An 18,127-nucleotide genomic window follows, 5' to 3' on the forward strand; every position below is an offset into this window, starting at 1 on the left:
CTCCCTATCCGTTGTAGATCGCGGTCGGCAGCAGCTTCACGCGGTTGACGTACAGTTGCGGCGAGCCGCCCGCCGGGTTGGCGAAGGCCACGGGCGTGAAGTTGATGTAGCCAGAGCCGGGCAACCGCAGATGCACGGGAACCGTCAGGGTCGCCGGGTTGCCGGGTTCCACAAGCGCGGCGTCCCAGCCCGTAAAGAACGACCCGAACCCGCCGGTTACAGCCAGGTTGATCCAGAGCCCGACCTGATTGACCAGATCGTCGTTCACAGCCGCGACGTAGTAGGTCAGTTGGATGGTCGTGTAGGCCCCGCCGCCGCCCCGAACCTCGACGCTGATCCCCGAACCGATCACCGACGGAGATCCGGCCGACGCCGACAACAGAGTCGAGCCCGACCAATCGACGAGCCCAGCGTTCGCGATGGCCCCGGCCTTGATGTAGTAGGTATCAAGCTGCCCCGTCACCAAGCGGTCGGCCGTGATCGAGAACGCCGAGACCTTGTCAGCCGTGACCGCGCCAGCCGCCAGCTTGTCGGTCGAGACAGCGCCCGCCCCGATATAAGCCGCGCTCACGGTCCCGGCGGTCAGCCGGTCGCCCGTAATCGAGCCCGCCGCGATTTCGTTCGCCGTCACCGCCCCGGCCGCCAGCTTGGTGGTCGTGATGGCGCCTGACTGGATTTCCAGCGCCGAGACAGCGCCCGCCGCGATCTTGCCCGCCGCCACGGACCCAGCCGCCAGCTTGGGGGTCTGGATCGAGCCGTCCTGAATTTGCGTCGTGGTGATCTGGCCAGCGAGCTTGACCGCCGACAGCGCCGCAATCTGGCTATCGCCGATCGTGCCGGCGATGTCGGCCGCCGCCACGCCCGTGACCCAGGCCCCGGCCACATAGCGATAGAGCTTGCCGTCGCTCGCCACGCGGATGGTCTTGGGGCCAGCGTAGCCCGAAGGGCTGGGCAGGGTCGGGAAGACGCCGACCGGTTCAAGATCGGCTGGGAAGTCGGCGATTGCGAGACTGTCGGTCGTGGCTGCGAACATGTCCGTCGGCCCGGCCGGGTACCAACCCGAGACGTTGCCCGAACGGTCGATCGCTCGAAGGGCGTAGTAGCGGGTTACACCGCTATCCAGACCCGATCGCGTCCAGCCGTTGCGACCGCCGGCGTATCCCGCGACCGTGGCCACCTTCTGCGCCGTGAACCGATCATTCCAGCTAGATTCCCAAAGCTCGATCTTGTCGAGATCCGCGTCTGACGGATCGGTCCAGCGCAGGAAGATCGAGCCCATGGACGTGTCGGCCGAGATCGAAGACGGCGCCCCTGGCGGCGTGGTGTCCGGCGTCAGGGGCGGCGCGACAAGGGCGCCCGTCGTCAAGGTGATCCAGCTGCTGGGCGTGATCGCCCGTCCAGGCGCGCCGAGGGGCACCAGGCGCACCTGGATCACGCCGGATGACGGCACGCCGGCGGTCACGTTCATGACGCCCGCACTGACCTCGCCGGTCGTCGTCGGCGTCACGTCCGTTCCGCCGTTCGGCCGGATCTCGGCGCGGATCTGGGTGATCGCCGCGTCCACCGGCGTTGTCCAGGACACGCGAACGGCGGGCAGCGCGCTGCCGTCCGTCCCCGTCAAGGTGATCGCCGTCGCCGCAACACCCGCCAGGGCCAAAGCCCCCACCGGCGTGACGACGGGCGTCGGCGCAGGCTCTACCGCCAGGGCGCCGAAGCCATAGACCGCATAGGCGGTTTCCTCGAGCACCAGGGTGTTCCGCCAGGCCTCGTCGAGCGCGTACTTGTTGACGCGCATGGTGACCGTCTCGCCCTTGGTCCGGTAGTCGGACGTGTAGGTGATCCAGTCGCCTTCCTCGAGGCCGGCGAATTTCGGCGGCAGGGTCAGCAGGCCGCGCCGCTCGAGGCGGGCGCCGCGCCGCTTGATCTCGCCGATCCGCAGCGCCTGGCTGCGATGGCGCACCAGGTTCAGCGAGAGAGAGGTCTCCTTAGGGCCGCCGTCGCTCAGAATGTCGGTGTCGTCGCGCAGCACGCCCGCCGTCGTCATGGCGAACTTCTGGCTGGGTTCGACATAGCTGACGACCACGCTGTTGATGCGGTCCGCGTCGGAAACCTCGTTTGACCACTGCACCGATCCGCCGACGACCAGGTCATCATCGGTGATCGCCGCGACAGGCGACTTGGCTTGGCCTGGCTCGACCGCCACGCCGCCCTCCGGCTGGATCACAAAGCCGGCCATGGCGTCGGCGAACCACTGCTCAACCGTGTTGAAGTCCTGGTCGGCGCTGATCACCCCGCCGACACGGTAGCGCGGCTCGTTATAGGTCAGGCCGGTCGCCGTGTCGGTCCAGGAGACGACCTCGTCACAGAGGTTCGCGGGCGCGAAGACGCGGGCGGGCGGGGCCTCATAGGCCGACAGACCCCGACCCAGCATCAGCGACGCGGGCTGATCCACCTGGTCCAGGAAGTAGACGCCGCGACTGATGTTGTATCGGCAGATCTCTGTGTTTTCGGTCCACTCGCGGGTGCTGGGATCATCCCAGCGATGCGCACCTGAACCGCCCGGGACCGTGCTGTCCTTGCGCGGGTCGTAGCAGAGCAGGCCCTTGACCACCCAAAGGAAGCTGGGGCGCCCCGTGGTCCAGATCGGGTTCTTCGCATCGGGGGCGTCGGCCTTGTAGGCCACGATCACCCGCGCCACGCCTTGCAGCGCGCCCGTGGCGGTCGCTGGGCCCAGGCCCGAGAGGTCTGAGGGCAGCGCGGCGTCGGTCGCCGTCCCGGCGCGCCAGTAGACGCGCAGCTGGTTGTTATAGCCGGCGACAAAGCCGTCACCCGAAAAGGCGCGATAGTTGTCGCCCTCATAGAAGCCGACCAGGCTGTGGCAGCGGTGATCAGCCACGGCGATCACCAAGACGTTCCAGTCCGTGCCGTTCGCACCGCCGAACCAATAGGCGTCAACAAGCGAGCCGCCCGTCCCGGCCTCGCCCACGATCGCTTCGCGGGGAACCTCGCCCACCGACAGCTGCTGGACCGAGGCCTGCCGATCGCGCGCGGCGGCGGCCTTGGAGCCGCTCACCTTGGACAGCGCGAAGGTGGCGGCGGCCTGATAGAGGATCGAGCCGTAGACGACCAGGAAGTTGCCGACCGCCGCCGCGATACCGGCCCCGGCGACGACATTGATCGCCGAGACAATCAGCGTGGTGATTGGGTCGGCATGCGCCATCGTCGGCGCCGCCAGGGCCACGACCGCCGTGACCGCGAAGACGCGCAGGCGCGCAGCGTGCTTTGGGGAGATCATCAGCCCGCGCTCCACGCCAGAACCATGGCGGATCTCGGCAAGCGCTCTTGTCCGCGCTCGCCGGGCCCCACCAGGGTGTCACCTTCAACGATGGCCAGCTGCAGCCGGCCTTCCAGATCCCGCCAGCCGGCGACATCGCCGCGCTGGGCATGCCCAGGGGCGACCGGCGTCAAGACGGCGCCCACCGCCGCCTCCAGGCCGCCCAGGCTGGCGATCAGCCGGGTCGCCTCCGCAGCCGATCGCCATTGGCCGCGATAGACCGCCAAGGGATCCTCGCCCGTCAGCGCCTGGACCGCGCCCGCCGCGAAGGTGACGCAGTCGTGCTCTCCCCATGCGAACGGCGTTCGCATGTGCGACGCCACAAACAAGTGCAGCGCCTCGTAATCGCGGACCATGGCGGGCCGTCCTACTCTTGGAATTTGTCGAGGTAGCCGCCGGCAACGACGGCCGGATAGGTCACGGACGTGACAGTCGAGGGGATCTTACCGCCCCAGTAGATGGTCTTGGTTCCGGCGTAGCTGACGGCCTTGAAACCATCGTCGCCTGGAGCGTTCAGCTGCTGGTCGGCGGCGCTTCGCATGCGACCGCGGAATCGCCCCAGCCCGCGCGCTGCGCCCTCGATCATGGCGCTCAGCGTCGCTTCGCCGCCCACCGTCTCGTCGCTCACCAGCTGGTCAAGCCGGCCTCGCGTAAACACCTTGGCGTCCAGCAAGGTCTGGCCATTGCGATCAAACAGCAGCCGCCAGATGACCGTCGGCGCGTTGCGGATGGCGGTCTGGTCCAGCAGCGCCAGGACGGCAGGCTCGAGGCCGCTCAGCGTCAAGGTCGTTTCCTGCGCTGCGCCGCCCAGGGCGCCGGCCGAGACCTGAGCCAGGCCCCGATCGCCGATGCCCTGAAAGACCAGGTCGCCCAAGGTCAGAACGCCAAAGCCGCCCCAGACCTGCACCGGGTTGGGCGCGGTGACGATCTGCACCGCCCCGGTGACAATGGCCCCGCCAGCCTCCAGCGCCTCGAGCGCCGCCGTTGAGAACACCTTCATGACGCCAGGTCCTGGATGCCGGCCACAACGCCCGAAATGGATCCGCTTCGATCGACGTCGCCGAGCTCGGTCTCGCCGGGGATCAACTTCATCAGGCAGGCCGGGTTGTCGAAATGCGCCACCGCGCCCGGCGGGACGATCAGATGCACGGCCGGCCGGACGATGAGCTCCGCCCAACCTTCGCCGGTCGCTTGTGCCGCCGCCTGGACGCGCACCAGGGCGCGCCGGTCTTCGCCGCCCGTGGTCCAGCGGAAGCCGACATAGTCGCCCAGGCTGAGAACCATGTTGGCGGGCAAGCCCGACAGCACCAGCTGGGGCTCATTCTCCGAGCTCGTCGCCCTGGACCAGGTCGACGCCGCCCCATCGAAAGCCCCGCCGGCGGCGCGCGCCAGGCCCGCCAGCTGGGTCTCGAGATAGGCCAGAGGGTAGGGGCGGCGATAGTCACGGCCCAGGAAGTAGCGGCCCGGGCCGTCCAGGCGGTTGACGAAGGCTCGCCACTCGTCCGACCCGGGCGCGCCCAGGCCCTTGCCCAGGGTGTACTTGCCGTACCAGAGCGGCCAGCCAGAGGCGACGGACGACACGCGCGCGCCCGATGTTGGCGACAAGCGATCGACGCGGCGAGGCTCGAACGTTATCGCGCCAGGCCCCTTGGAGGGCATGGCGAGCGGGAACGTGGGCATGTCGGCTCCTGTTAGACTCTGCGCCGGTTCTTGGCGTCGATATAGGCGGCGACCGCGTTCTCCTTGAACGCCTTACGGTCCCGGTCGATCTCCACGCGGATGGCGCGGATTTCCTCGGCCGTACCCTGCAGGCGATAGGTCGGGCTGTAGTGGAAATTGACCACTTCCCCCGGCGAGGCGTTGGCGGCCCGGCCGGCCAGGCTCTGCAGCATCGACTGCGTCGCAGCGGCGGTGCGGACGCCCGCGCCACGCGGCAGATCGACGATTTCCGGCCCGTACTCGCCGACCAGCGATAGTCCGCCCGGCGCGTAGTCAGTCCCGGTGGCGAAGGCGAACTTCGGAAGCAGTTTGGAAGCCAAGGCTACCAGTTTGCCGGGCTTGCCTCCGGGTTCATCCGATCCGAACAAGTTGGTCGCAAAGCTACGCGCTAGGGCGTCGGCCGCCGCATACTTCAGGCGATCGCGGAACGCGTCCCAGAAGTTGCCCGACATGATCCCAGACATCAGGCCGTCCTCGAACGCGGACCTGGTCGAAAGCCTGAAGCGCTCGATGTACTCATCCATCGCGCTGAAGGGCTTGATGTTCGCGTCTTTGAGAGCCGCCGCGATGCGAGCGTCCGCCGAGACGAAGCCGTCAGGATTAGAAAGCCCCTTGGCCCTGGCCTCCGCCTCGGCGCTCATCTCCGCAGTGATCTGCGCCCGTGCGTTGGCGGTCGCCTGAGTGAGGTTGAAGCCCTCGCGCAGATAGCGATTGATCTCGTCCTGCAGGCGACCTTGACGCTCGAGGTAGTCGAGGGTGCTTTCGTCGCCGCGCGCCTGGGCGATGCGACGCAGGTTGTCGACCGCGTGATCGGCTCGCATCCCGTCCAAGCGAATGGCCTCCTCGGCCTCGCGCTCAGCCTTCCGGGCGTCGCTCTCGCGCTTGCGATCGGCCCGGCTCCCCTCGCGTAATGCCTTGTTGTGCGCGGCCTCCAACTTGGTGGCCATGTCGGCCGCAGAGCCGTAGCCCTTTTTCAGAGCGTCGATGTCGGCCTGGATTGCCTTCGCGGTCGTATCGCCTCGGTCTCCGCCCAGCCCGAGGTACTTCGTCAGCTCATTCTGCTTGTCCTGCAGGGCCTGGACCTTGGGGTCGCGGTACCGAGCCGAGATCGCAGCCCGGTCGGTGTCACGGACGTTCGCCGCAACCCTAGCCTGCTCAGCGACCTGGGCGCTGATCCGACCGCGCACCGTTCCGATCTCTTGATCGATCTCTTGCGTCGACCATCCCTTGATCCGCGCCATGTTGCGCTGATCCAGGAGCTGCTTGAGCTTTTCCTGATCAGTGCCGCCGCCCATGGCGACCGCGATCGCGCGACCAACCTTGCGCCAAACATCCTCGGCCGTTCGACCCAAGCCCTGAAGAACGTAGTCCCAACCCGAAGTCGCAGTCGTTGCATCGACCAAGCGCCTGTTGAGGCCGTCGATCATCCGCTGCTGCGCTTCCGTCTCGCGACCGGAGTCGTAGAGGTTCTTGATATGCTCAAGCTCAGCTGCATTGAGGAAATGCAAACGGTCGTTCAGCTCTTCCGCACCCTTCGAACCCGTTGAAAAGTGTTTGGCTAGGTCTTGGGTTGCGGCGTCGATGTCCTGTTTGGTCGTAAGCGCATATCGCTTGGTCAGGCCGATCAGATCGCCGAGTACTTGGCCTCCGACCTTGCCGGTGTCGATATAGGCCATGGCCATGTTGGTCGCAGAGGTGACACTGACATCGCCCGCGTCAGCGCCAGCGCGGGCATATCCGTCCAACTGCGCCGCCGATATCTGCAGAGCAGCCCCGAAGCCCGCGACGGAGGCATTCACCTTGACCTGCTGGTTCTCGTACTGTGCGCCGGCCGCGCCAAGCGCGATCACCGCCGCGCCCGTCGCGGTGACAGCTGCGCCCAGAGCGATGACGGCAGGAGTGGCCTTGATGCCCGCCTGGGCCATTGCGTCCAGGATCTGCGGACCCTGTTGGATGGCGATCAGCGCGGGGTCCATCCCCATCATGCCGGTCGTGAAGACATCGGCGCCCTGACGGGCCAAGTTGAGCCGCCCGGCGCGCTGGCCACGCGTCAGCGCTTTTCCGCCGAGCTCGTCGCCGGTCATGAAGTCTGAGGCCTTGAAGCCTGTTCCACGACCGACGCCGAGCGCCTCGTTCACCCGCCGCTGCGCTTCTTCGGCACGCTCGGCCTCGCGGGCGGCGTTCGCCAGCGCCTTGTATTTGGTGATCTGGCGGTCGGTGAGCTCGCCGTTGTTCTGCAGGCTCCTGGCGGTGCGGCCGAAGGCTTCCGCGCCCCGATCGCCGGCGTTTTGCAGCGCATCGCCGACGTCGCGCGCGTCGCGCTGCAGCTCGGCCTTGCCGTCCGCTTTCAGACGATAGGAAATCTGGCGCGTCGTCATGACGGGGGCGGGCTCCAAGCATAGGTGATGAAGCCCTCCACGCCGGGCAGGACCTCGGCGATCAGGGCGGTGTCGGCGCCGCGCGCCTGGGCCAGGGCGAGGATGGCCCCGAAGTCCAGGCCGACCACGCCGCCCATGGGGGCGCATCGCACCTGGTGAGCGCAGTCCACGATCAAGCCCCAGGCCTCATCGAGCTCAGGGCTCGGCGGCGCGGACTGAACAGCCGGCTCGCCGTCAGGGCCGGGCGCGAGGACGGACGTCAGCGGACAGCCCTCGCAAGGCGTTTCACACGCCCCGCAGTAGTCGCGCCCGCCCCAGCGGCTGACGAAGGGTTCGCTATCCTCTAGGCCTCCGCCGGCGAACCACCAGCGTGCGGAGGCGACGAGACGTTTTTTACCGCCTCCCGATCCAGGGCGGGGACGACGTACTGGCTCTTGATCGCGGTGAAGACCTCGAAGTCATCCTCGATCAACTGCTCGAGCGCGCCCAGAAGATCGCGGCTGAAGGCCACCGGCTCGGAGTCCGCGCCGTCGACGCCGATGCCCTCCCAGCCGACGACGCCGGCGACCGCCGCGCCCAGCACATAGGCCACGTCGGCCAGGTCCTCGTCGCCGGTCTCCTCGAAGGCCTTGCGATAGCGGCGCACCGCCGCCAGGCGCACGCCCGACTTCCACGGGCGCATGATCAGCCGGCCGCCCTGCGGAAGGTCGACCGTGGCGTTTTCGGGCGACGATGGCCCGGTTCTCAGGTTCAGCATGGAGGCTCCTGGGCGACCGATGCGAACGGCGTTCGCATCGGCGCGCGGGGTTAGGCGTAGCTGGCGACGTCGTTCACCAGGGTGATGATCAGGGTCTTACCCAGGGTCGGGTGGCGGTAGGCCGTGCCCTCATAGGTCTGCTGGATGCCCGCAGGCCCGCTGACGGGCTTGGCGACCATCGCGGGGATCCGCAACGAGGGAAGGCGGATCTTGAGCGAAGCCGCCGCCCGGCGCCAACGGAAGGCCAGGTCGAGATCCTTTCGAGCCCGGGCTAGGTCGTAGTAGAGGCGATCCTTGAAGCGCATGGTCATGCGTGCGCCGGCCTGGAATTGACCCGGATCCGCACCGTCGATCCGACCGTCCTCACGGACGTTCTCGGCGATTTCCAAATTGTTGTTCCAGTTGACCTCGCCCGAGACGAGCTCGGCCAGCGGGACGCCGCGATCCAGGATGTCGCCGGCGCCCTGGGCGAACCGCTCGACCACGCCATTGTTGAACACGGTCGGCACGCCGGCGGCCGTCGTGTCGGTCGCCAGCTTTTCACCCTGCGCGATCACGGCCTGGACCATGTTCAGCAGGCCAGAGCGCTGCAGGCCGATCGAGCCGGTGTTCGCCATGACGCCGTAGTTCATATGGAACGAGGGCACTTCCGGATGGCCGATCTCGATCGCGGCGTTCGGCAGGGCCAGGGCGCCGGACGTGAAGACGTGATTGTAAGGCCCAGTCGCAGACCCGCCCGAAAGCGTAGCCCCTGAGACCGAAGCGGCGGAGGCGGCCAGGGCGAAGGTGTTGCCGGTCGTGCCGATCGTCTTGTGTTCGATCGAGACGCTCTTGAACTCCCGGTCGGTGGAATAGCTGGCGGCGGCGACGCCGGCGACGGCGCTTTCGTTCAGCGCCCAGACCGTGTTGCGGATGGTGTCTGCCAGCGTTGCGCCGATCAGGATCTGGTTCGCAGTCGGCGCCGACGTTTTGAACGTGAAGACCTGGCCGCCCACGGTGATGGTGTCATTCGCGGCCGGGTTGGCGTTGAACGTAATCGAGCCGATCGCCGGATAGCCTTGCGTAGTCGCCGGCGCGCCGAAGTGCAGCCGCAGCCACAGACCCAGCAGGCGCGTATCGACCGGCACCGTCATGGACGCGCCATTGTTGATGACGTCGTCGGTGGGCTGGTTTGGCTCGCGGCCGGAGCCCAACAGGTCATCGGGGATCAGGCCCTGCTTGTCGCCCAGGTCGCCGAGATCCGCGCCCTCGATGTTGTAGAAGCCCGAGGCCGGAACGGCCCCATAGGTCGATGCGAAAGCGAGCGCCGCCAGGACGTTCGCACCACGAGCTCGAGCGCCCATGTCAGTTCTCCGTGGTTAGAGGGTGTACTCGGCGATGAGGCTCGCCAGACCTGTTTCGAGGGCCTGGGCCTCGCTGATCGGAACCGGGACGCTCGCGACCTCCGAGAGGTCCAGAAAATCGACGAGGCCGGTCAGGAACCGATCGGCTTTGACCATGGCCTTCACGCGGCCGTGGATGGCGTGGATCTCGGCGACGCCGCCGATCCTGCTGGGGACGATCTCCAGCGGGATTTCGTGGCGGTAGGTTTTCGGGCCGCCCAGCAGCTCCTCGACCGGAGGGCCTGGGTCGCCGTCGAACATGTTGACGCGCGCGACCTCGGCGGGGTCTGCGGCCGTGAAATCGTTGCGGGCGAACTCAATGTCGCCCAAGGCCGATTTGAGCGCGGCCTCGAGGCCTTCCAGGATCTGCAACTGGCGCGGCGCAGTGACCGGCATGGCCTATCTCCAATGCTTTGACAGCAGGCCCTCCCAGCGCAGGTTCGCCCGCTGGACCGGCCCGGTGAAATCGAGGCGCTTGGGCAGGCGCACCTGGCGCAGCAGCGTAAAGACCACGATGGTCCGACCGGCCGGGCCGTACAGCTTCGCGCCTCGCCCCCGGCCCGTGTAGGGCACCGCGCGAGATCCGCGACTGCTGCGCTCACGCTGGGCGTTGTCGACCACCAGCAGGGCCTTGGCCGGGCCTTGCGGCACAAACCGCAAATTCATCCCGGTGCGGCGCTCAAAGCCCGCCGGCGTGATGCGCGCCTGCTGAGATCCGCGCCCGCGTGTCGGCGCTCCGGGAACCGGCGCGCGCTTGCCCGCCGCATCGGTCGGGATAGCCAGCCAGCCGCCGCGACGCGCCGAGATTGCAACGCCCTTCTCGAAGGCGTCCAGCAGCACAGCGGCCGGCGTTCCGACCGTGGGCGCGCCCAGGCGAGGGCCTCGCACATAGACCCAGCCGGCCGGGTCGAGGCTGGCCCCGACCTCCGGATAGGCCTTCATGCGCCAGACCTTCGGCAGGCGCGCGCTCATCAGACCGGCTTGGGTCTCGGCGCGAAGGTCATCGCGAAAAAGCGTGACGGCCTCGCGCATAGCCCGGGTCTGGATCTGCGCCAGGTCGTCTTCCAGGCCGCTGGCGATATCCTTGGAGCGGGGGCCTTGCAGCGAGGGGCGCATTAGATCGCCTCCTCGGCCTCGACCTTCCATTCCATCCCAAAGCGCAGGCGCTGGGGCCGATCGGCGACCAGGTACGCGGCGATGACCCCGCCGTCGCCGTCCAGGATCTCGACGCGATCTCCCTTGGCCGGCCTGGGCACCTCCGAGGCGCGCACGCGAAGAACGATGCGCTCGACGATCGCGCGGCTGTTCGAGCCGAAATCGACTGGCGCATCCTCCTCCATGCGACGCACTCGGATGCCCGTGAGAACCTCGCCGATCGACGAGATCCAGCCCGCCGGCTCGCCCCAGGTGCGGTAGGCGGCTTCCAGCAGCTGCGCACGGCGCTCCGCCGGCGAGGCCACGGTCTACAGCCCCTGCAGTTCGGGGATGTCGTCGCCGGCGTCTTCGACCTCTTCCGGCGCGGCGATGCGGGCGCGGCCACGGGCGCGGAGCGCCTCGGCCTCATCGGCCGGAACGCTGACCATCATGCCCACCGCGAGCATGGCGTGGCCGGGTGCAGCCCAGACGATGACCTCGCGCGGGCCTTCATACGGCTCGGCGGGCTCGGCGGCGGGCGAAGGTTCCGGCGCAGCCTGCGCTGCGGCCAGATCGCCCTTGGCCGATTCGACGTCGGCGAGGGCCTTTTCGAGGTCGGCCTGGTCGGCCTTGGCCTTCTTGATGGCCTTCTCGGCGGCCTTGCTTTCGGCCTCGGCCTTGGCCTTGGTTTCGGCGGCTTCCTTGGCGAGCTCGTCGGCGCGCGCCTTGGCGTCGGCCGCATCCTTGGTCACCTGGTCGGCCTCCGCCAGCAGGGCGGCGGCGTCATCCTTGGCCTTGGCCAGGATCTCGACGGCCTCGGCGCGGGCCTTCTCGGCCGCTTCGATCTCGTCCGGCGTGGGGGCGGGCGGCGCTTCCGGCGGGGTTGAGCCCGAACCGGTTTCGGCGGCGAGGAAGGCGAGCGCCGAGACGGCCGCCAAGCAAGCATAAGTGCGCATCTAGGCGCTCCTTGGTCAGTTGGAAGGGAAGGAAGGCGACGCGGGCCGGCGCGCTAGATGATGGGCACCAGGCGAACGCGGCCGACGTTGGCGGTCGTCACGGCGACATCCACGGCGTAGCCGACCTTGGTGTTGCCCGAGGACGTCTTGGTCAGGCGCTTGTTGGTGTTGTCCCAGTAGACGAGATCGCCGACCGCCCAGGCCTGGCCGGAGCCCGCGCCTTCCTTGGCCATGTCGAGCACGCCCGTCGTCACCAGGACGTTCGGATCGCCGGCGACGGTCGTCAGCTTGGCGACGCCGAACATGACGCCGATCAGGGCGCCCACGCCAGAGGTCAGGCCGCCGGCGGGCGTCGTCACGTCGATCGCGTCGCCGTGCATCACATAGTTCTTCATGGGTCTGGTCCTTCGATGGAAGCCGGACGATTCCGGCGAAGACGTCGAAGGCCGCGCAGGGCGGCCTTGGAGATCTGCGCGGGTCCAGAAAGCCGAAGGGCCGCCACAGCGGGCGGCCCTTCGGAGGCAGGGAGGATCGGATAGGAAGCGGGCGGCTTAGTTCGGCGCGACGCCCGGGTTCATGTAGAGGCCACGGTGGTCGATGGCCTTGACCGCGAAATCGGTGCGGGCCTTCATCTGGATGCCGTCAACCTCGAAGCCCTGCTTTTCCTCGAGATAGACGCCGTTGTCGCCCTCCAGGTAGCAGTACTCGATGGTATCGACCTGATTGTAGTTGGCGGCGGCGAACCAAGGCGTAGCGGCAGCGCCGCGACCCAGGCGAGCCTCGACGACCACGTTGAAGCCGTTTTCGTAAACGTTCGTGGTGCCCGGGGTGGCGCCAGCCGCTTGCGAGACCGTCGAACCGCGAAGCTTGAGCGCCGGCACCCGATCCTTGGTCGCCACGATCATATGGGCCGGAAGGATGTTGATGAGGCGGCCCTCGATACCCACCTGAGCGCCGAAGGCGGTTTCCGCCGCTTGCCAGGTGGTCTCGCCAGGCAGAGCACCCGAACCAGCCAGGTTGCCATGGGAAGCGTGGAACAGCGCCACGCCGTCGCCCATGTTCGGATTGGCGATAAGCGGCGCATAGGCCGCGTCGCTTTCGAAGTCCGCGCAGGCCCGGCCGAACATGGTCGGGATGCGGGTGAACGCATCGACGTCGTCGTTGATCAGCACCTGGCGCGAGATCGTGAAGATCCGGCCGTAGGTCGCCAGGGCGTAGACTTCCTTGCCCTCGCCAATGGTCCCCATCTTGAACTGGCCGCCTTCCGGAACCAGCAGGAACGACGGCGCGCCGCCCATCTGCAGGCGGGTGATTTGCTTGAAGTCGGGCGCCGTGGCGCGGCGCTGCCAAGCACGGAAGGTCTGCGGCGAGGCCTCGTACCCAGCGCGAAGCGTCTTATTGGCGACGTTGCTGAGGACCGAGGGGAAGTCGCTGGTCGTGTGCTGGCGTTCGAAAACGTGGTTGGCCAGCTGGCGCTTGTTCATACCGCGAACGCTGCGATCGCCGTTACGCTCGAAGTTGGCGCGGGCCATTTCGAGCAGACTCATGCCGATCCACTCGCGCGCAGCACCCTTCGGCTCGTACCGTTCCGGCTCATAGCGGTACATCAGCGCGCCCTCGATCGCCGAGCGCATGGTGTCACGCTCATCGACCGTGATCCGCGCGCCCGACATTGCCGGCGTGAGCGGCGCATCCGTCTTCTGACGTTCGGCGGCGGCATTGAGCAGCGCCGAACGCGCCGCGTCAGGCGAAAGGGTAGTCACCCAGGTACGGACCTGGCCGTCGTCGATACCGAAGCTGCGGGCTTGTTCGGCGAAGGTCAGCGCCTGGACGGCGTCCATGCGAACGGCGTTCGCACCGGGCTGGGCGCCCTGATCAATCACCAGGGGCGCCGAGGGCGCGGCCCGGGTCTCGCCAGTCGGCGCGGGCGACGGCGTGCGGGTTTCCGCCGTCGTAGCCGGGTCACCGGCCTGGTTTTCGTCTTCCGGATCCATGTCTCGGGTCTCCATGTCGATGATGCAGGGGTGGATGTCTTCCGCCGATCGCACCCCTGAAACGGGATCGGCCGGAACCGGGCAGAGCGTGACTTCCGTCAGCTCCCAGAGGGTCACCAGGAAGATCGGGACACCGTCTTCCTCGCCCGTGCGCACCATGCGCTTGGGGTTGTATCCGATGCTGACACCCTTGATTTCTCGGGCGGCGGCGCGCGCCTCGGCGTTCTTGCTGCGCTCGGTGACCTGGCCAAACTTGGCCGTAGTGACCAAACCCTCGGCGTCGAAGCGGTGGGCGACGATGTCGCCCAGCTGATCGTCGATCGTCCAACGGGCGTGGGTGTCCAGCAGGGGGACTTGGCCCGCGTCCAGGCGCCGCGCGTCCAGCGCTTGCGGCGTCATGTCGAGCTCTTCCCAGTAGGGACCGAAATCCCAGCTGTAGCGGAGCACGCGCGTCGAGGTCGCCGCCGTCAGCTCGATGGTATGGTTCTCAGGGTCATAGGTGCTGGCAACCGCATCCCGACGCTGCGTCTGCAGCTGGGTTTGCTTGCGCACCTTGCCCTTACCCTTGGCGGGCAAGGCCATGGCAGGCTCCTAGTTTTGGTTGTCGGTGTTGCCGGCCAGGTAGCCGACGGCAGGCTGCAGGCCGCCCGATCCGTCCACGCGCCGCGCGTCGGTATCGAAGACCACCTTTTTCTCGTCCGCGAAGGCGAGGAACTCGGCGATCTGGTCGACATGTTCTTGCCAGAACAGGCCCCGCTCACTGAGCGATTGCGGCATGCTCTTGAAGCCCGAGCGGATCTCCAGCTTTTCGGCCAAGCCGTCCTTGAGAGGATCCACGAACCGGCGGGGCGGAGGCGCCCAGACCGGCTTTACCTGCAGGAACCGCGTGTCGCCTGTATCCAGCGCAAGCCGGGCCATCCGACGCTGGAACGCCGGGTTACAGACGAACGGGATCATCATATTCTGCTGCCAATCATCCAGATTGGCCCAGAAGCCCAGCAACGCGGCTCGGAGGCTTGAGTAGTTCGCCTGGCTCACATCGCCGCTGATCAGATGATAGGGGGCGAGGTTGGCGCTGACGGCGGCGATCTGCTGCCGAATGAAGGCGATGCTATCGCCGCCTGCAGGCGGCTGAACCGTCGTCGCCGTTTCACCGGGACGCGCTCGAAGGATCATCCCAGGGCGGATGGTCTCAGGCTCGCGTCGGCGCTTTCCATCACCGCCGCCTTCGCCGCCCGCCGCCTCTTCGCCGAACGGATTGGTCGGGCCGCTACCTTCTCCGGGCGTCAGGACCAGAGCCAGACATGCGGAGACCTTCAACTGCATCAGTCGCGCATCCCAGGCGTCCTGGATGTCGCGCAGATCCATGGCGACCGGCGCGAACCAGGAAATCCCGCGCGCCTGGCCTGCTCTGAGGGGCTCGAACACATGGTCGACGTGTCGGGCCAGAAAGCGCCGCGAGCGCCCCCAGGAGCCGCCGTTGTGCCCAGGATGCTGATCAAACAGCCAGTAGGCTGCGCGGTGCGCCCGATCATCAAACTCGACGCCTTGTTCAATACGCGCATGACCGGCGCGGTCTTCGTTCAGCGTCTCGTCCAGATAGTCGCCCTCAAGAACCCGAATGAAGCCGTCAGGCCCTTTGTCATCGGGCTCCCAGACCTGAAGCATGTCGCCGCCCTCAGCAGCGCCGCGAAACAGGAGCTTTTGGCAGCCGTACCAGTCCTGGAATCCGTCGACCTTGCTTTCAGCCCAGCGGTCCATTTCGTCCTGGGCGCGTCGCCGGATGGCCTCGTCGGGATGCTGCGCCCGCGCTGAGATCCCGTCGCCGACGACGTTGGACGTCATGATGCGCAGTGCGGCCGACGCCACCTTGTTGTTGCGCACCAGCTCGCGCGCGGCGTTTCGTGCGCCCTTCAGGCCTTGGCGGATCTCTCGATCCGCGCTGCCCGCCGTCCTGCGCCAGCCTTGCGTTCGCCGACCATACGCGGCGACGTCGTACTGGCGCTGCACCTCAAGGGCCATGCGCTCAGCCTGGCGCTTACGGGCCAGGCTTGGCGCAAAGGGCTCGATGACGCGGTCGATCAAGTCACCCAGCTTCATGGCCTAGCTCCGATCGAAGGCGACGGCCGAAAAGCCGAACGAAGATGAATTCCCCAACCCGGAGGCGCTCGCGGCGAGCCCCTCAAAGTAGCGGATGCGCTTCTCGATATCGGCGAAGGACTGATAGGTGACCCGCTCGCCATTGGTCTCGATCGTGAGCTCGCTGTTGGCGAGACCCGACCTAAGCGCGGAGATTTCGGCGGCGTAGTCGGGTGCCGGCATCAGAAGCTCCAGTCACGGTTGTCGATCCAGTCATCGTCAGGATCTTGGTTGGGTACCTCCGCCGCTGCTGCCCCAGCGGCGACAGCAGCGGCGGAGGTTTCCGGAGCCGCAGAGGACGCAGCAGACTCCGAAAGGGGGCGGTTCATCATGCTGACCAGGTCGCCCTGGTTGGGATCAGCAGCCGCGTAGCGTTGCGCCTGGCCGGCGAGCCAATCTGCCTCTGACAGGTTGTCGAGCGCGAGCGCCTCGGCCGCCGCGCGATTGTAGACGCGGCAGTCGAGCCAGTGGTTCTGGCGGCCAGCGTCCACCTTCCAGACACGCCGGGTCTCGCCGCCCACCTTTTCGGTGACCACGCTCTCAGCCGTCAGCATGTCGAAGTAGTCGGGCGTGGCGTCGCGACCAAAGTGAACCAAACCGCGCGGCTTAGGGCCCTTGCCGCCGCTCTTGGCGTACTCGATCGAGACGCGTAGGGCGCCGTAGAACGAGAGCTTCGCGCCGAAGGTGCCGACTAGGTGGGCGTCATCACCCGCCTTTTTCCGCGCCTTGCGGCGGTAGTTTCGCCCAAGCTCGAATGCGATGGCTTGGCCACGGCCCAGGATCGGCATCGACCAGCCGGGTCGGCCGAACACGACCAGGCGCTTTGGGCTACGGCGGCAGAATGCCTTTGCCGCTTCGGTGTTGTAGCCGCCGTCGACACAGATCTGGTCAAAGCCATAGGCTTTGCCGCCCGGCATGACGAATGTGCGAGTGGCTACTGTCTCTAGCAGCGCCCAGGCACCCTCGCCGGGCACATCAGTCGGGCCTGGAAGAAAGCCCTTTCCGAGGCCCCAGTTTTCCAAGCCGTAAGCCCAGCCAAGACCCTCGAAGTAGAGGCCATCGCCCTGGACGTCGACGCCGAGCGTGAAGATCGAGGGCCCCCACGGCACCTGGCCATCCCCCCAGTCCTGCTCGCGCAAGATCTCGAGCTCTTCGGCGGGCGGCGCATCGCCCTTGACCTCGAACTCATCCCCCATGTCGAGGTTGGTCCAGGTCTTGAGCTTGTTGACGTCGCCCTGCGCCTCAACGAAGCCGACCGCCAGCTGCGCCCAGGTCATGAACGCGCTGATCAGGCCGGTGATGTGATAGCCGCGCCGGCGACCCTGCAGGTCGCGCGCCTTCCAGTAAGCGACTTCTTGCTCCGCCATCACGCGGGGCGGCTTCTCGCCGTTGATCTCAACGGTCGGGATCCAGCCGTCCGCCAGGCTCATCAGCGCCTTTTCCCAGTGCGCCGTGGCCACGCCGCAGCATGGCGCGACCAGCTCGACGAGGTCGGGGCGCCCATCCGGCCAGCGGAGATCCGAGAACACCGGATCGAACCGAGACCCGCAATGGCGGCACTTCAGATAGAACCGGCGCTGATCGCTCGCGCGGTAGCGCTTGCCGATCTTCGAGCCGCCCTTGATCGTCGGCGTCGAGATCCCCAGGCGCTTGGAAATGCCTTGCCGCGCATAGGTGCGCAGGCGGGCGGTGATCATCCCCTCCGGCGAGCCCTGGTTGTCCAGGTTGTCCGGAAACTGATCGAGGTCGTCCTCGATGACATAGCGGATCGAGTGCTGGCGCAGCGTGGCGGCCGAATTGGCGCCGGCGATCAGCATCCAGCCGCCGCGCCGGAAACGCACGCGCAGGCTGGTGGAGCCATCGCCCTTGCGAGCGCCCTTCGGCATCACCGTGCCGCCCTTCTCAGGGTTCAGCCGGCGCGTGGACTCGACCATCGGCCAGAACTTTTCGGCCAGCCAATCCTTGGCCGCCGTGATCGTCGCCTGGACGTACATCAGCGGGCCAGGGGCGACGTCGCTGATATAGCCGATCCAGTTTTCGCCCGAGGCCGAGCCGCCCGACTGGGCGCATTTCATGATGTCGATTTCGCTGCACGGGTCGTGCGGCGAAAGGGCCTCCATGATCTCGACCAAATAGGGCGCATTGCTATGCACCCAAGGGCCGGGCAGCGGAGCGTCGTCGGGAAACTCTCGGTACCGCTCCGCCCACTCTGCGACCGAAAGCCGAGGCGGCGGGCGCAGGCCGGAAGCAAACGCGTGGTTGATGCGAACGGCGTTCGCACCCAGGACCTCCGCCGCGTAGGGCGATGGCATCAGGAAGGTCTCTGCGTTCATC

The 18,127-nt window shown here is 67.3% G+C and carries 17 protein-coding genes; all 17 read right to left on the reverse strand.

Annotated features, from left to right (window positions below):
* Positions 1-4: 4 nt before the first annotated feature.
* The gene (locus tag CA606_RS16935) at positions 5-3,295 is read right to left on the reverse strand and encodes a phage tail protein (protein ID WP_181242659.1); all 3,291 of its coding nucleotides are present in this window, start codon (positions 3,293-3,295) and stop codon (positions 5-7) included.
* The gene (locus CA606_RS16940; protein ID WP_096053463.1) at positions 3,295-3,690 is read right to left on the reverse strand and encodes a DUF6950 family protein; all 396 of its coding nucleotides are present in this window, start codon (positions 3,688-3,690) and stop codon (positions 3,295-3,297) included. The genes CA606_RS16935 and CA606_RS16940 overlap by 1 nt, the downstream gene beginning before the upstream one ends.
* A gap of 11 nt (positions 3,691-3,701) precedes the next feature.
* The gene (locus CA606_RS16945) at positions 3,702-4,334 is read right to left on the reverse strand and encodes a hypothetical protein (RefSeq protein ID WP_096053462.1); all 633 of its coding nucleotides are present in this window, start codon (positions 4,332-4,334) and stop codon (positions 3,702-3,704) included.
* Complete coding sequence (locus tag CA606_RS16950) at positions 4,331-5,014, reverse strand: hypothetical protein (RefSeq protein ID WP_096053461.1); 684 nt, start codon at positions 5,012-5,014, stop codon at positions 4,331-4,333. Before CA606_RS16950 ends, CA606_RS16945 begins: the two co-directional genes overlap by 4 nt.
* Positions 5,015-5,025: 11 nt before the next feature.
* Positions 5,026-7,431: a phage tail length tape measure family protein gene (locus tag CA606_RS16955; protein ID WP_181242660.1), complete on the reverse strand. Its 2,406-nt coding sequence runs from the start codon at positions 7,429-7,431 to the stop codon at positions 5,026-5,028.
* Positions 7,428-7,601, reverse strand: coding sequence for a DUF7697 family protein (locus tag CA606_RS16960; protein WP_423752947.1), 174 nt, complete (start codon positions 7,599-7,601; stop codon positions 7,428-7,430). Before CA606_RS16960 ends, CA606_RS16955 begins: the two co-directional genes overlap by 4 nt.
* A gap of 173 nt (positions 7,602-7,774) precedes the next feature.
* A complete protein-coding gene (locus CA606_RS16965; RefSeq protein WP_096053459.1) occupies positions 7,775-8,188 on the reverse strand; it encodes a hypothetical protein in 414 nt (137 codons plus the stop codon).
* A 50-nt stretch (positions 8,189-8,238) separates the two neighbouring features.
* The gene (locus tag CA606_RS16970) at positions 8,239-9,531 is read right to left on the reverse strand and encodes a phage tail tube protein (protein ID WP_096053458.1); all 1,293 of its coding nucleotides are present in this window, start codon (positions 9,529-9,531) and stop codon (positions 8,239-8,241) included.
* Positions 9,532-9,546: 15 nt separating this feature from the next.
* A complete protein-coding gene (locus CA606_RS16975) occupies positions 9,547-9,966 on the reverse strand; it encodes a hypothetical protein (RefSeq protein ID WP_096053457.1) in 420 nt (139 codons plus the stop codon).
* 3 nt (positions 9,967-9,969) lie between these two features.
* Positions 9,970-10,686 (reverse strand): DUF6441 family protein, encoded by a 717-nt coding sequence (locus CA606_RS16980; RefSeq protein ID WP_096053456.1) that lies wholly within the window; start codon positions 10,684-10,686, stop codon positions 9,970-9,972.
* Positions 10,686-11,030 carry a head-tail joining protein gene (locus CA606_RS16985; RefSeq protein ID WP_096053455.1) on the reverse strand — a complete coding sequence of 115 codons (345 nt, stop codon included), beginning with the start codon at positions 11,028-11,030 and terminating at the stop codon, positions 10,686-10,688. Before CA606_RS16985 ends, CA606_RS16980 begins: the two co-directional genes overlap by 1 nt.
* 3 nt (positions 11,031-11,033) lie before the next feature.
* Positions 11,034-11,660 carry a hypothetical protein gene (locus CA606_RS16990; protein WP_181242661.1) on the reverse strand — a complete coding sequence of 209 codons (627 nt, stop codon included), beginning with the start codon at positions 11,658-11,660 and terminating at the stop codon, positions 11,034-11,036.
* Between the two features lie 53 nt (positions 11,661-11,713).
* Complete coding sequence (locus CA606_RS16995) at positions 11,714-12,055, reverse strand: DUF2190 family protein (protein WP_096053452.1); 342 nt, start codon at positions 12,053-12,055, stop codon at positions 11,714-11,716.
* Between the two features lie 156 nt (positions 12,056-12,211).
* Complete coding sequence (locus CA606_RS17000; RefSeq protein WP_096053451.1) at positions 12,212-14,236, reverse strand: prohead protease/major capsid protein fusion protein; 2,025 nt, start codon at positions 14,234-14,236, stop codon at positions 12,212-12,214.
* A 9-nt stretch (positions 14,237-14,245) separates the two neighbouring features.
* The gene (locus tag CA606_RS17005; protein WP_096053450.1) at positions 14,246-15,754 is read right to left on the reverse strand and encodes a phage portal protein; all 1,509 of its coding nucleotides are present in this window, start codon (positions 15,752-15,754) and stop codon (positions 14,246-14,248) included.
* A gap of 3 nt (positions 15,755-15,757) precedes the next feature.
* Positions 15,758-15,976, reverse strand: coding sequence for a phage head-tail joining protein (locus CA606_RS17010; protein ID WP_096053449.1), 219 nt, complete (start codon positions 15,974-15,976; stop codon positions 15,758-15,760).
* Complete coding sequence (locus CA606_RS17015) at positions 15,976-18,126, reverse strand: phage terminase large subunit family protein (RefSeq protein WP_096053448.1); 2,151 nt, start codon at positions 18,124-18,126, stop codon at positions 15,976-15,978. The genes CA606_RS17010 and CA606_RS17015 overlap by 1 nt, the downstream gene beginning before the upstream one ends.
* Position 18,127 lies beyond the last annotated feature (1 nt).

Origin of the sequence: Caulobacter vibrioides (genome assembly GCF_002310375.3) — a bacterium.
In the GTDB taxonomy this organism is placed as follows: Bacteria; Pseudomonadota; Alphaproteobacteria; order Caulobacterales; family Caulobacteraceae; genus Caulobacter; species Caulobacter vibrioides_D.